This is a genomic window from Shewanella sp. 30m-14, from assembly GCF_052977125.1.
The window spans coordinates 123,677-138,573 of record NZ_JBRILW010000007.1 but is presented as its reverse complement, the minus strand read 5'-3'; the positions used below and the strand labels follow the sequence as shown (position 1 = coordinate 138,573).

The 14,897-nt window shown below is 39.3% G+C and carries 14 protein-coding genes; 4 read left to right on the top strand and 10 right to left on the bottom strand.

Translation table 11 applies throughout. The features are described from left to right. Window positions 1–510: 510 nt before the first annotated feature. Both ACVBIU_RS07510 and ACVBIU_RS07505 read left to right on the top strand, forming a co-directional pair. Window positions 511–2,082 (top strand): NfeD family protein, encoded by a 1,572-nt coding sequence (locus ACVBIU_RS07510; protein ID WP_447163393.1) that lies wholly within the window; start codon window positions 511–513, stop codon window positions 2,080–2,082. 70 nt (window positions 2,083–2,152) lie between these two features. Beyond that, window positions 2,153–2,947, top strand: coding sequence for a slipin family protein (locus tag ACVBIU_RS07505; protein ID WP_447163394.1), 795 nt, complete (start codon window positions 2,153–2,155; stop codon window positions 2,945–2,947). 145 nt (window positions 2,948–3,092) lie between these two features. On the opposite strand, the gene ACVBIU_RS07500 is transcribed toward ACVBIU_RS07505, so the two are convergent. Next, on the bottom strand, window positions 3,093–4,355 hold the full coding sequence (locus tag ACVBIU_RS07500; RefSeq protein ID WP_447162640.1) for a dicarboxylate/amino acid:cation symporter: 1,263 nt from the start codon (window positions 4,353–4,355) through the stop codon (window positions 3,093–3,095). 540 nt (window positions 4,356–4,895) lie between these two features. Between ACVBIU_RS07500 and ACVBIU_RS07495 the strand changes: the two genes are divergently transcribed. Further along, window positions 4,896–5,339 carry a universal stress protein gene (locus ACVBIU_RS07495; RefSeq protein ID WP_447162639.1) on the top strand — a complete coding sequence of 148 codons (444 nt, stop codon included), beginning with the start codon at window positions 4,896–4,898 and terminating at the stop codon, window positions 5,337–5,339. Between the two features lie 1,071 nt (window positions 5,340–6,410). Here the strand turns inward: ACVBIU_RS07495 and ACVBIU_RS07490 are convergent. After that, window positions 6,411–7,112: an energy-coupling factor ABC transporter permease gene (locus ACVBIU_RS07490; protein ID WP_447162539.1), complete on the bottom strand. Its 702-nt coding sequence runs from the start codon at window positions 7,110–7,112 to the stop codon at window positions 6,411–6,413. 90 nt (window positions 7,113–7,202) lie between these two features. Here ACVBIU_RS07490 and ACVBIU_RS07485 point away from each other — a divergent pair, with 90 nt between their 5' ends. Then, window positions 7,203–7,643, top strand: coding sequence for a hypothetical protein (locus ACVBIU_RS07485; protein WP_447162538.1), 441 nt, complete (start codon window positions 7,203–7,205; stop codon window positions 7,641–7,643). Window positions 7,644–7,888: 245 nt separating this feature from the next. Here the strand turns inward: ACVBIU_RS07485 and ACVBIU_RS07480 are convergent, their stop codons facing one another. The 8 genes from ACVBIU_RS07480 to ACVBIU_RS07445 form a co-directional block, all read right to left on the bottom strand. Next, entirely contained in the window at window positions 7,889–8,686 is a 798-nt protein-coding gene (locus ACVBIU_RS07480) for a phosphorylase (RefSeq protein ID WP_447163395.1), read from the bottom strand. A gap of 420 nt (window positions 8,687–9,106) precedes the next feature. Continuing rightward, window positions 9,107–10,048: a hypothetical protein gene (locus ACVBIU_RS07475; protein ID WP_447163396.1), complete on the bottom strand. Its 942-nt coding sequence runs from the start codon at window positions 10,046–10,048 to the stop codon at window positions 9,107–9,109. 131 nt (window positions 10,049–10,179) lie between these two features. Beyond that, complete coding sequence (locus tag ACVBIU_RS07470; protein WP_447163397.1) at window positions 10,180–10,635, bottom strand: hypothetical protein; 456 nt, start codon at window positions 10,633–10,635, stop codon at window positions 10,180–10,182. Window positions 10,636–10,757: 122 nt separating this feature from the next. Beyond that, window positions 10,758–10,976 carry a hypothetical protein gene (locus ACVBIU_RS07465; protein ID WP_447162535.1) on the bottom strand — a complete coding sequence of 73 codons (219 nt, stop codon included), beginning with the start codon at window positions 10,974–10,976 and terminating at the stop codon, window positions 10,758–10,760. 110 nt (window positions 10,977–11,086) lie between these two features. Beyond that, complete coding sequence (locus ACVBIU_RS07460; protein ID WP_447163398.1) at window positions 11,087–11,431, bottom strand: hypothetical protein; 345 nt, start codon at window positions 11,429–11,431, stop codon at window positions 11,087–11,089. Window positions 11,432–11,587: 156 nt separating this feature from the next. Further along, window positions 11,588–12,580, bottom strand: coding sequence for a hypothetical protein (locus tag ACVBIU_RS07455; protein ID WP_447163399.1), 993 nt, complete (start codon window positions 12,578–12,580; stop codon window positions 11,588–11,590). Window positions 12,581–12,619: 39 nt separating this feature from the next. Then, a complete protein-coding gene (locus ACVBIU_RS07450) occupies window positions 12,620–13,480 on the bottom strand; it encodes a putative phage abortive infection protein (RefSeq protein WP_447163400.1) in 861 nt (286 codons plus the stop codon). A 226-nt stretch (window positions 13,481–13,706) separates the two neighbouring features. Then, complete coding sequence (locus ACVBIU_RS07445; protein ID WP_447163401.1) at window positions 13,707–14,663, bottom strand: hypothetical protein; 957 nt, start codon at window positions 14,661–14,663, stop codon at window positions 13,707–13,709. Window positions 14,664–14,897 lie beyond the last annotated feature (234 nt).

The window sequence follows — 14,897 nt, the reverse complement described above, 5'->3', positions numbered from 1 at the left end:
CAAACTTGTAAGTTACCAACAAAAAATAGCGCAAAGAAGGCGTTTTTCGTGACACAGGTTCAAAAACATTTTTAGAAATAAGTGTTTATGTTGTTTTAATACGTAAAAAAACAAAATAGCTCACAAATCTAGCAACAACATGGACACAACCAACAATAAGAATAAATTCAATTTAAAAACAACAATTTGAAAGCAAACTTGGGTGCGAAATATTAAAATGAAAAAGACTAGCATCGATCGCTAACCGACCAAAAATTAGTAACATTACACAATAAAAAACACACTGCGACAAAAGTGCTCAAAATACTGTCGCACCTCAATATATTCTCATCAAATCCGTACTCTCCCAGATTCACTGACAATCATCAGCATATAACCCCTTGCGATGACATATGTGACATATGTGACATAGTGCAAAGGCAAAAAATTGCGCTATAAATGATCTAATTAAGCACCAATTTGGCATTGCTACACTAAACTTAATAGTAAAGCTTAATATGGACAGTCAACTTGAGTTTAAACAAACTGGCCGATTTATTTTTACTGCTACTAATTGCAGCTCTACTGCAGTTATCGCTATTTTACGGTCTCTGCTACGCAAGCCCCATACAAGACTCAACCACATCCCTTATCACTCCTACTACAGCAGAAGCTGCAGAAAGCGCAAACCTAACGCCTCAAGTATTAGTTTTGCGCTTCGAAGGCCCGATAGGGCCAGCAACAAGTGAGTACTTAACTCATGGAATTAAGCTTGCTAACTCTGGCGGTAGGCCGCCTCTGACGTCCGATCGCAAAGCTGATTTAGTTGTCATTGTCATGGATACCCCAGGTGGCCTTGTTTCTAGCCTAAGAGATATTAATCAAAGTATTTTAAACTCCAAAGTACCTGTGGCTTGTTTGGTCGCACCGCCAGGTGCAAGGGCGGCAAGTGCTGGTACCTATATGCTTTATGCCTGCCACGTCGCCGCAATGGCAGAGGCCACAACCTTAGGTGCGGCGACACCAGTCAGTATTGGACCCGGATCGACTCCGGCACCTAGCCCCAATAAAGATTCAGGCTCTGATCCCAACTCTAGCTCAGGCTCAGACGCTAAGTCCGGCGAGGAAACGAACAACAGCACACCAAGCCCTAGCGCCATGGAAAAGAAAGTCCTCAATGATTCAATAGCCTATATCCGCGCATTGGCGCAGCTTCGAGGCCGAAATCAAGAGTGGGCCGAGCTCGCCGTAAAAGAAGCCGCGACGCTCACTGCCAACGAAGCCCTAGAGATGAATGTCATCAACATCATCAGTCCTGACGCCCAGACTTTGGTTGCACAGCTCGATGGCTGGCAAGTTGAGATAGACAATCAACAGCTCACGTTAGCGTTAGATAATGCCGAACTACACGAGCAGCGCCCTGATTGGCGTAATCAAATCATCGCCACTATCACCAACCCCAACGTCGCTTATATTCTGATGCTGATTGGTATTTACGGTATTTTGCTGGAGTTTTACAGCCCTGGGATTGGAATTGCCGGGATCACAGGTGCCATTAGTCTACTGATTGCCATGTATGCCTTTCAAATGTTGCCCATTAGCTACGCCGGATTAGGCCTGTTATTACTCGGATTAGCACTTATTACCATCGAGTCATTCGCCCCAAGCTTTGGCTTGTTTGGCATTGGTGGCATCATCGCCTTTGCGGTTGGCTCACTCTTCCTAATCGATACCGAGGCCGATCACTACGCCCTTTCCTTGCCACTCATTGCGGCGGTTTCGGTAACGGTCACTTTACTCTCGCTGTTGGTGTTAGGCACACTTTGGCGCAACAGAAAATCCCCCATCGTCAGTGGTGATGGCCAAATTGTTGGCCAAACTGCGCTAGTGGTTAATGACTTTACGCCAAGTATATTCAACATAAACGCACCTGATGCAAGCGCGGTTGGCAATGGTCAGCTTGAATATAAAGGCTTTGTTCAGCTGCAAGGTGAAGTCTGGGCAGCAAGTTCACACGCTAATCTTAAAAAAGCACAACAGGTTACTGTTGTCGTGCGTCACGATCTTTCGCTGGAGGTCGAACTGCCTCCAACCTCTAATTAACAAGTTATAGTTAACAAGTACTAATCAACAAGTGCTAATCAACAAGTGCTAAATAGCTAAGGAGTTGAATATGGGCCCTATCTTCGCTAATGGCAGTGTCTTTTTAGGCGTATTGACCTTTCTTGTTGTCGCCTTACTCGTCAGCATGTTTAAAATTTTAAGGGAGTATGAGCGCGGCGTGATCTTCCTATTAGGTCGTTTTTATCAAGTAAAAGGGCCAGGGTTGATCATAGTGATCCCTATCATTCAACAAATGGTGAGGGTCGACTTACGTACTGTTGTAATGGATGTGCCCACTCAGGACGTGATCAGTCGCGATAATGTTTCGGTGCAAGTCAATGCGGTGATCTATTTTAGGGTGATCGATGCTCAAAAAGCGATTATCAACGTTGAGGATTTTTTGCAGGCCACGTCGCAACTGGCACAAACCACCCTACGTTCGGTGTTAGGCCAACATGAACTCGATGAGATGCTGGCAAATAGAGATATGCTCAATACGGATATTCAATCCATACTCGATAACCGAACCGACGGCTGGGGGATCAAAGTATCAAATGTCGAAATTAAGCATGTCGATCTTAATGAAACAATGATCCGAGCAATCGCCAAGCAAGCGGAAGCTGAGCGTACTCGTCGAGCCAAGGTGATCCACGCCTCGGGTGAGATGGAAGCCTCGGCAAAATTAGTTGAAGCCGCAGAAAAATTATCAACACAACCTAATGCGATTCTTTTGCGTTACTTACAGACGCTCACCGAAATTGCCAGTGAAAAAAACTCGACTATCCTGTTCCCGCTGCCGATGGATCTGCTCAACGGCGTGCTTGATAAAAAAGACAATAAAGGTAATAAAGACCAAAAAGACTAAAACTGATCCTAAACGTTAAATCGTCAACACATTCCAAGACAAGACAACACAAAACAAAAAGCCCTTATCAACTGATAAGGGCTTTATTTTATGCGTTTTTCAATGAGCGACTAATACCGTCACTATTGCAATTCATCATTTACGACTAGCTGTTAACCGTCGCTTGCACTGGCTCTGATTGTGTTTCAACTTCAGGGTTGTACTTATCAATAACCACCGCACATACCGCATCACCAGTAATGTTTAGCGTAGTTCTTATCATGTCAAATATACGGTCTAAAGCAAACAATAGTGGTAGACCTTCAATTGGAATACCTGCTGCAACTAATACCGCTATCACTAAGAATGATGGACCCGGTACACCAGCCTGACCAATTGCGCCCAATGTCGATGTAAAGATAATCGCTACATATGCAGCAAGACCTAATTCGACATTAAACATCTGAGCAAAAAATACCGCCACTAGACCGTAGTAAATTGCGTTACCACTCATGTTAATCGTCGCGCCCAAAGGCAGTACAAATGCCGCCGTAGACTTAGATACGCCAAGCTCTTTCTCACACACTTCGATGTTAACTGGCAACGCGGCCATCGATGAAGCAGTAGACATCGCCAAGGCTTGCGGCTTCTTCATGGCCGATAGGAACTTGCCAACAGGAACATTAGAGAAGAACTTCACCATCAATGGGAAGAAGATAAAGCCATAAATTAAGATAGCGGCGACATAAACTAGGAATAGGTTCAACACAACAGTCAGTGACTGGAAGCCAAAAGTACCCACTGAGTCAGCCATTAAACCAAATACACCAATTGGGGCAATCAACATCACGATGTTAATCATCCAAATAAAGGCTTCAACGATAGTATTAAGTGCAGAAGTAATCGGCTTAGCCGCTTCTTGATTGACTTTAGTCAGTGCGATACCAAAGAAAATACAGAACACCAAAATTTGCAGAATATTACCGCCAGTAAGTGCCTCGAATACGTTAGTTGGGATCATACCGATAATGGTATCAGCCACACCCGGTAATGCCCCCTGCTCAGCCGTTACCGCTGCCAGACCCGCACTGTGCTGCGAAAAATCCATACCAACACCCGGCTGGAAAAACTCGCCCATAACAAGTGCCAAGCTCACCGCCAAGGCTGATGTTGCCATGAAGAAACTAATCGTGCCAATACCGACTTTACCCGCCGACGGACCCGCACCTAAACTTGCTGCGCCTGCAATAATCGAAACCGCGACTAAAGGGATCACCAACATTTTAATTAAATGGATGAAAAATGTTCCTAGCGGAGCGAAGATAGAGGCATCTTCTCCCATCATCATACCTACGATCGCACCTAGGACCATGGCTACAACCACTTGGAATCCAATGTTTTTATAAAACTTTTTCTTTTTGTTCAACACCCTAGCTCCATCAAAGACTTGTTTTTTATTAAGTAGCATTCAGTACTACTTTGATTCTTTGCAGCACGATAGCACCCAGAATGGGTAATTAATGTGATTCACTAACGAGTTATCATTGATTAAGCCAATTAATAAGAAATACTCGACTTACGTTAAACAATCCTCAATTAAAGTGGCAATAAAAAATAGAAACTTCAATAATTGAAAATGAGTGTAAATAAAAATAACATCACCAACACCATAAAGTAACCTTTACACAGATAAACAACTTCCCTGTAGCAGGCATGAATCATTTGTCAGGTAAGCGCCTTTAGCCTTAGACGATTAACCGCTCATAAAAACAGCTCAAGATGCCAGTTTAATAGGGTGCCGTTTTCCAAGCTAACAGGCTCAATTCTGTCTATTATTAATAGTAAGTCGTCAATCAACTGACATCCCATTTTTAAAGGGATATTAAGCCGATTAAAGCAGGCTTTTTACGCCTGATTGCTATCGAGATGGTCTCCGAAATGGCCACCGAGATTATCACCGAGGTTTACTATGCGTACTCATCAGATTTTATGCCCAACAGACTTTTCAGAAACAGCATCTCATGCCCTAGGCTACGCCGTTGAGATGGCAAACTTATATCACGTTAATATCCGCTTACTACACGTGATGAGTAAACCCTATGGCGAGCACAATTACGGCATAGTAGTTGAGAGCAATAAAGATCTTGAGACACAGCTTAACGCCTATTCCAATGAAAAACTCAGTGAACTTGTTTCTCAAGTCGCACCTGAACTAGAGCCAAGCCTTGAGGTTAAAACAGCGATTAGGAGTGGCGATACCTTTGCGCAAATTCTCGAAGACAGTATAGAGAACGATGTTGGCATGATAGTCATCGCCAGCCATGGCCATACGGGTTTATCGCACATGCTCAACCCTAACGTATCAGAGGAGTTGGCCAATAAGGCTACATGTCCGGTACTTATCGTTAAGTAATTTAAAAGAAGGTGCTAGGTTAAAGGCTAAAGGCCCTAGACTATAGGTTATAGGTTATAGGTTAAAGGTCATCGGTCCTAGGAAAAGCCAAGACGGCCCAACAAAAGATGAGTGCTCCGCTCACAGAAAAATGGGCTACCCCCGAAGCCTTTTTCTAAAAGTAAATGGCCATTGTAGGTCGGTATTTATGCCGTCAATTGTCGTTCATTCAGATACAACATCGATGGGCTAAAGCCCAACCTACATAAGCCTTACCGAGAAGCCATACCGAACAGCCTTATCTAGAAGCCTAGCGCTCTAACCTCTCCACTAGCCGGACGTAGTCCGTTCTAGAAGAAAATAGCCATTGTAGGTCGGTATTTATGCCGTCAATTATCTTACATTCAAATACAACACTGATGGGCTAAAGCCCAACCTACATAAGCCTTACCGAGAAGCCATACCGAACAGCCTTATCTAGAAGCCTAGCGTTCTAACCTCTCCACTAGCCGGACGTAGTCCGTTCTAGAAGAAAATAGCCATTGTAGGTCGGTATTTATACCGTCAATTATCTTACATTCAGATACAACACCGATGGGCTAAAGCCCAACCTACATAAGCCTTACCGAGAAGCCATACCTATAAGCCTTATCTAGAAACCTAGCGCTCCAACCTATCCCCTAACCGGACGCTGCCCGTTCTAGAAGAAAATAGCCATTGTAGGTCGGTATTTATGCCGTCAATTATCTTACATTCAGATACAACACCGATGGGCTAAAGCCCAACCTACATAGGCCTTACCGAGAAGCCATACCGAACAGCCTTATCTAGAAACCTAGCGCTCTAAACTATCCCCTAACCGGACGCTACCCGTTCTAGAGGCAAATGGCCATTGTAGGTCGGCATTTATGCCGTCAATTATCTTACATTCAAATACAACACCGATGGGCTAATGCCCAACCTACATAAGCCTTACCTAACAGCCTTAACTAGAAACCTTACCTAACAGCCTTATCTAGAAGCCTAGCGCTCTAACCTCTCCACTAGCCGGACGTAGTCCGCTCTCAAAGCGAAGCGCCCTTCTACAAAAAACTATTTCTTCCACAGATAAGTTCTGTCTGAATAGTCATAAAGCCATTCGGGCCGGTATACCACCAGCAAGGTAATTGCCATGCCATTGAGCAAGGCTTCAGGAAAACCTAACAGCCCAATAAGCACTAAATAGTTATGACTCAAATACGCCCAGTCGTATTTAGTGGTGAACGATAACCACGTCGCCCAAGCAAAAATATGAAACAAAATAGATAAAAAGCCGTTGATAAACGCGCCGCAAAAAATATAGATAAACAGATGATGGGGTAAGTACTTAAATACCAGGCTGTACACCAAGAAACAGCAAAAGAGAGGCAAACACACCCCAAGCAGCCCATAGATAGCGAATACTGCGGGCTGTTTAAAGACAAATAGAGCAAAAAATAGTGTTGGCAATAACGCTATTAAGCTGGCCAAGCGCCAACCAAACATCAGCATTAACACCACTAAGCCTAGAAAGTGAACATGGATCCCCGGCGTGACACTGGCGTTCATCAGCCACAAACCAGTTAGCGCTATGCTTGCCATCAAAACATGGGTTTGCTTAGCGGGAGTCCTCAATAACTGAACCAGCTCATCGCTTGGGTAAATCACCCAAACCCATAAGGCTAAGATCAGCAATGTGGCGATATCCCCACTGGAAAAGGTCCAGTTAATGTCGCTCAGCCGTCTATGCCAGAAATCGATTAAACCTGCGTCCATGAACTGTAAAATCCTGTAATCTCGCTGCTAACTTACTTCAATATACGTTATGCTGGCCCGTATAAACCTATAATTAGAACAAAAAATCTTATGCGCTTAACAACATTGTCTTTTGTCGTCGTACTCAGTAGCTTGCTCAGCGCGTGTAGCAGCCAGCCTGATATCGAGCCCGAAAAATTTGCAGGCCAAGTCAGTGACTCTTTTAGAACCGATATTAAAGGTAATGGTTTAAAGCTATTTACTTACCGCGCCATTCTCACCATGGAAACACCACAAAGCCAAGCTTTACCACACGAGGTGCGCTCAAACCAAAAGAAGCGTTCTCGTGCTAACAAACGATATCAAGGGCCAGATTTAACGATGTGGACAGAGAAGATTGAGCATGGTTTACAACAAACCATTGAAATGACCGGCTACTGCAAAGAGGGATATATCGAACTGAGCCGCAGTATTCAGTACGACCGTGGAATGATCCGTGGTGAGTGTAATGATGGCGCCGATGAAGCCGATATCGCTAAGTTTGATTCTTAATGTGCTTATTGATTATGTGGATGGACTGCTTATTTAAAACAGTCCATTCCCTGCTATTTAAATCTAAAGCTCGTTGAATCCAAAGTTTTTTAAATCAAAAGCTCGTTAAATCAAAAGCTCGTTAAATCAAAAGCCCTTTAAATCCATGGGCTAATTTAATTACTGATTAATTTAACCACAGTCTGATTTAATCACAACAAGCTAAAAAACGACCATGTTTTAACCTAAATCTAATCAAGATCTCTCTACTGCTCAATTGGGTAACCACATTCCGTAAGGAACTGCAAAAAACCATACTCAGTTAACCAACAAAGCTGCTGTTCTGAGTTAACGAGAAATCGACCGCTATAACACAGACCGTGACCAGACACAGTACCCACCACATTGGTAGATCGTGGCACGATTAGCATCCAGCCCTGAGTCAATAAAATATTATAAGGTAAGCAATCGGCGGCGCCGTCAGTCAAGGTCGCTTTATAGCGGCCAAACTTAAGCATCGCGGCGTTATAATGCTCTATCAACAATTGAGCATCTAAATGTTCAAATTGAAATAGATAATGCTTAAAGGGCAATTTGCCTGAGAGTATTAAGGCTTCTAATGTGATTGGCGTCTTCACTATTTGCATATGACGGTGCATTTGGCTAGCCCCAGCATCATGCCCGGCATTAAAAAAACCCAGCGTATCCGCTGAAGAAAAGCCCTGAATCCACGCCTTAAAGTCGACTAGTCTCAAAGCCGATGTTTGCAAAAGACATTCTTTAGAACAGATCAATATATGTGGAGTGATAATCGGAAATTTGTTCAGTAAACAGACATGCTCTGAACCAATCTCACCAATATAAAGTGCGGGATCATAAGGAGCAAGAAAAGGATCATGTAGCGACACCTGCGGCTGATGCTTTTTCGCCATGTTCTCTGTGACTATGTTGCCTACATAGTTGATTCCATCGAGTTCAATTAATGTATCAGCATCCGTTAACGGCAGTAATGCCCCCGTTTGCACACCGCTCTTTGTTAACTTCTCGGCTATTGTCCAAAGCATTTGACTCGATCCAATTCAAAAGGTTACCGACAGAGAATAATCTATTCATAGCGACAAAAGTAGCTGTTTCAGCTGCTTTATTAAAGGCTAATAGCGCTAAAATCACATTAGGATTAAAGCCGCTCACCACCAAGGACCCGCAGACAACAAAGAAAGACAACAACGCAAGCCTTTTAACAGCTTAAGCTTTACCTCCGTGTTCTTCGTGGAAGCAAACCGACAAAATCGGTTGGTAGTTAAGATACGACAAAGTCCCTTGGTGTTCACAAAGTGTCTCAGATGTTACAAACTCATTTTTGGACAGAATGTATGGTACGCGGATATTCGGTAACGCCTCATTAAGAGGCAAATAATTGTTGGCTAAAATAAGTGAGCCACCAACAAAAAGCCAACTGTAATTTGTCCTGCTGAAATGACTTGTTAGATATTCTCTTTTACAAAACTAAGAATATCATTATGAATTTTTAAGTTAGTACCATGCCCAATGTCTTCATATGTATGAAAAACAACATTTACATCGTTTGCTTGGTAAATATCTTGGCATTTAGTCCAACGTTCAGGTTGCATATTTTGACCTAACACTGAGTGAATAGTTTTTCTTTCTGCATCGGAGTATGCATCATCATATTTCACAGCATCATTGGTATCATTTTCGCCCATAAACAAAAATTGCGGTAAAGATGCCCATTTAGTTTTACTAAAATCTCTACCTGTAATATTTTTAAAGTCATTAACGCCTAAAGGGTAATTTAACTTCTCATCAGAGACTTTATCGGCAGGTAACATCAAAATTCCATTTAATCCGCCAGCAACGACTAACTGAAGACTTTCAGGGTGTAACATTGAAAAACGGTTAGCTAAACTTCCTGAAGCAGAAAAACCAGTTAAGATAACTTTGTCTTTTATTTTTACTGAGTGATTAGCTAGTATTTTTTTTGCCTGTGAGATCATTGCCAATAATTGAAGGTCTAATCTTTTTAATTTCCCTGACTCTACTAACAATGTGTCCCGGTCTAATGCGTGAGTATATATTTCCCAATCAGTTTTTGAACGAGGAAATACAGGGATCATTATTGGAGAGTTTAACTTTTTTGCAACCCATGGACCTACAGCATTTCCCACGATAGCCTTTTTAGCGCTTTGATAATGTACATCGAAATCATCAGAAACAGCGCCTGTATTGTTAGTTTCAACAACCAAGTAATTTGTGTCGATATTCGAAGGGATTTTTAATAAGAACGGAAAAGAAAAACCTTTATTTGGCTGAGCCTTAACTTCAATTATTGTATCTGCATAGCTTCCGTTACTTATTAATATCAGAAACAAAGCTGTACTTTTTTTAATTAACTTCTCGAATCGCATGGTGACTCCTCCTTGAGAACATCTAACGCCGCAATAAGCGGAAAATTACTGTTGGCTAAAATGTTTGAGGAACGAAAAACAGCCAACTGTAAATTTTCCGTTTAATTGCCTTGTTAGCAATATGTTTAATCCTATGAGAACGTTTTTATATATTTCATGCTTTTTATTGAATCATTAAACTCTTGTATTGATGAGTCAAGTTTATACATACCAAGTGTTTTAAGCTTATATCCTGCTTCAAATTGTTTAGGGCTAGGAAACTCAAACTCCATCTTAAAAGCATCATCATTTCCTGATATGTAAAAAAACTTTAAGTCATCAAAAGAGTAAACAGCATCATCAATAATTAAACTGTTTGAAGTTAAATCAAATACAAATAATTTGGGGTGTTTAATTACCTTATAAATACGATCAACTAGCCAAATTAATAGGAACGGTATACCTCCTATAACAAAAATAGCTTTTCCCCAGAGATTATCAGGAATGCTTTCTCTAAAAAACCAAAATGGAATACATAAAAGAAGACATGAAAGTGGTTCACTTAAGGGACTAATATAATAATGCTTTTTAAATTGATATCTACCCAACTATAGCTCCTGCAATATTGCTAACGCTTTGCTAAGGGGCAAATAATGGTTTGCTATAATGCGCGAAGCGCAGCAAACTGTTATTTGTCCTGCTGAGCAACTTGTTATATGCAATTAAGCACCTAAATATTAGATGCAGTATTATTTATAACATCATTCTTAAGTGCCAAAACTGCCACAAAAATCAAACCTAATGGCGGCATAAATGACAGTAAAAAACCAATAAAGGTTGTTGTTTTAACATTTTGGGTTTTACGTTTACCTAGATAAAAGCTTAAGCCAGTTATTACGATCATAGATATGAAAATAAATTGGCCTAGAATTGTTGCATCGATATTCATACGAAACTCCTTTTTGCATATAACGCCGCATTAAGCGGAAAATTATAGTTGGCTAAAATGTTTGAGGAACGAAAAACAGCCAACTGTAAATTTTCCGTTTGAATGCCTTGTTATACGTTTTTATACAAATCGTGTAAGTATTCTTTTTCTGGGTCGTTTAGCAACGTATTACCGTGAGTTAACTTCAAGTTATTAGAAGTGCCTGACTCAGAAGTAGATCGCACACCATCTAATACACACAAAAAGCCAAAGGCAGATTCATTTACGGCGTCAGATATAATACTTTTTACCATATCCTTATCAGAGTCACTTAATGAATTAAACCAAGTCGATTGTTTAACCAAGCTTTCATCTGGCCTTCTACCTGGAGGTGATTTCAAATTATCTAATGTATCTTCAATAGCAGTTGTCGAAACAACATCTTGGATTACGATAATAAACTCAGAATTATTCACCAAACCTCCTGAAACGTATAACGCCTCGTTAAGAGGCAAAAAATAGTTGGCTAAAATTAGCGACGAAGGAGCAAAAGCCAGCTGTTTTTTGTCCTTTTAAACGACTTGTTATAAGCCTATCACTTGATGAGTAACTGAATGGCATTAGTTCTCAAATTAATTATCTTCATATTTACCAGCATTACGAGTCAACTCTATTTCTACACTCTCTAGAAGAGCTGAAACTCTCTTTAAAGAGTTTTTTGTTGCTTTTTTACTCGTAACCTTCTTTTTGTAAAGCAAAGAGTGAGAAGCTTTTGCAAAAGTGAATTGAGCTAAGGTCATAATTTGTATTTCAGCTAATAAGTTAACAGAGTTGTTATCTTCAGCCCCTGATTTAACAGTAGTCTTTACTATCTTATGTGTTGATGAATTATCACTTAGACTATTCAAATAACTAGGCTTATAAGTCCTTTCAACATTAAAATTTCTTTCTACAATACGCTCTATAGTTGGTATGTCTTTTTCGAAAATAGTAACAATCCGCAAACCGATCAAATCTTGAATCTCAGTTAAAGAGGTTACTTTCGATTTTATTCTTATTATTTTATCAACAAGCGATTCCCAGTCTTTGGCTCTACGTTGAGGACTAAATGCTAAAATATCTTCAAAATAGTTAAGTTTTTTGGATAATAATGAATACAGATCATTTGATACTTTTGTTATCAACGGTTCAATTAAGTCAAACTCACTACGAAATTCCTTTTTGATTTGCCTTTTAGTTGGCGGAGTAAACTCTGGGGGGATTTTTTTAATGCTTAATGCTAGGTGCCAATCTAGAACCCTAGCATCAACTGATTTATAAAAATGTATGTTTTCTTTTGCGCCATCATACTTTTCAGGAATATTTTCGATAGAATAATCATTGTTGCTTATTAATTCGGAATGTTCTCTGCCTTCAAGTTTGGCGATACTATCAATTATCTTTTGTGATGCTAATTGTGGATCCTTTTCGGTGCTCATACCTGTATTTAAAGAATCCAACTTATCTTGAAAGCTTTCATTATTTAATTTACAAACATGTGTAATGCATCGCAAAAGCCTTTTATATCTAACTCCAAGCCTCTTACTTTCATCTAAAGCAGCTTTCTTATTCTGGGTATATCTCAAGATGTAGTCCTATCATTGAACATTAATTTATTTGCACTATTACAGCGAAGAATATGATTTCATTGCTTCATGGTGTACCTTTTTTAATTTTCGCTCTTCTTTCTTAGTGAAAATTGATTCATAACCATTTTTTAAATATGAAAGATTGGCACCATGGTTCTGATTGTATAGCTTTATTACTTCAATGTTTATATTTGTCTCGGAAATACGTTTTTCTAAAAATTTAGACTTATTTACCAACTCAACTAACTTACTATTTGTTTTAGAAACTAGACAACGATAAAAAATATATTTAACTTCATGAACAGTTAATTGCGAAGAGATTACTTTTATATAGAAACTAACTTCGTCTGGATCATCAACCTGATCGAAGATTAGCGATAAAATACTTTCCAGCGTACCCAAATATCTAGATTGTGGTACTAAAATCTTTTGAATATCTCTGTGAATTAAATATTGAAAAACATCAATTGTTTCATCATTATCAAGATACTTTAAATACCCTTTTGTTAATGTATTTAGCTTTCTTAATTGAAATGATAACCCCCCTACGCCAGTATGATATTTATTTTCTTGATTATCATGAATATTAATTTCGTTTAAATTCTCTTTGTAAAACCCAATTAATCTATAAAAAGCATCTTCAAATTTTTGAGCTTTAAATATAGCCCTAGATTCTTTTAACTCTTCTCTTTGAAGGAGAACAGTAACAATTAACCCTGCGAATGCTAAACCAGAAAATAGAGAGTTTACGATACCAAAACTATCACCTAATAATGCAGCCTTATCGATAGATAGTTCTTCAATGGGTAGTGAAAAAATAATTAATATGGCTAAGTAAATTAAAACAACAAGTACCACTCCAAAAAACATTAATGTTGATGACTGTTTCAATTTCATATATCAATCTTATCCATAAGGTTACCTTTAAATTACTTTATGCTAATCGCTTTAGCCTGTTAGTTATAATTCTGGTTGTTCCGTAGTTTATTTAATATAAATATTGCATAAACAACCTGCGAGCTACTAAGGCTTATAACGCCTTACTAAGCGGCGCGAAATAGTTGGCTAAAATGTACGAGGAACGAGTGCTAGCCAACTGTTTAGCGTCCGTTTGAGTAACTTGTTATGCACTTTTATCAGACACATAAGCAATTTCCTTAGGGTAATCAATAACCACACGTAAATACTTTAATAATGATCCTCCAATAGCTCCTTCAACCTTCCTATCCATCATCGATGACATAAAGTCATGAAAATTTTCATCTGCTCGTCTAGTAAACCATACTGGCCCAACTGTAATACTGCCAATTTGTACCTCAGGAACTTTTATCATTGGTTCACCTGATAACAAGTCCGCATTTTTAATAACTTGCCATTTAGGATTTTCATTTCGCCATTTGTCAAAAATAGAAGATACAATATATGACGTGCCTATTTCCGAACTATTATTTTCCAAAATGACTTTTGCTTCGGTCGATAACCTGGCTGTTGCGCCAGTATCAAATAACATTGGCAGTATGGTATCTAGTACTTTAATTTCAATGCTAGGGAATGCAGTAGTATATTTCTCGTCATCTTTCTGAAACCCCAGTTTTAAACAATGAAACTGCTCAATACCAACATTATCAATAGAATTATAAACAGACATTCTTTTATTAATATAATCGAATTTTATAATCTTCTCTGCATGCCAACGTCCCCCTAAAAAACCATCGACTTTCGAATTTTTAGAAAAATTTTCTTGTGATTCAATAAATAAATGGCCTTCCATATAATTGTTAATACCACCTATTGGTATTGATTTACCCTTTTGGAAATTTGGCATAGCTGAAAGAGCTACTTTATCTTTACCGTCAATTTTTAGAAGCGTTGGCCATTTGTAAATTTCATACAATTCTTTTGAAATAGCATTGAAACCGCCACCAGTATCAGTAAAAAATCGTACAGGAGTATTATCTGATAATGTAGGAACAAGAAAAATTTGATTGTTTTCAAATTTTGTAGGTAAAACAGTTTCTTTAGCGAATACAGAAGAGGTGACTAAAATTATAAATAAGCCTAAGGGAAAAAATTTATTCAATGCATACTCCTTGTGCATAACATTTGTATAGTGCGCATGCGCGTTTACCTCATTAGACCAGCTAAAACGCGCACAACTAATCATTTGTATTTATTGATGAAAATAAAATATGGAACAATAACTTTTTAGAGAAAACGCGCATGCGCGTTTATCAAACCTGTTATTTAAATCAACACCTACATAAGACATTGATGTTATAGCACAAATCTTCCCTCCTCAAGTGTAAGTGAGCAT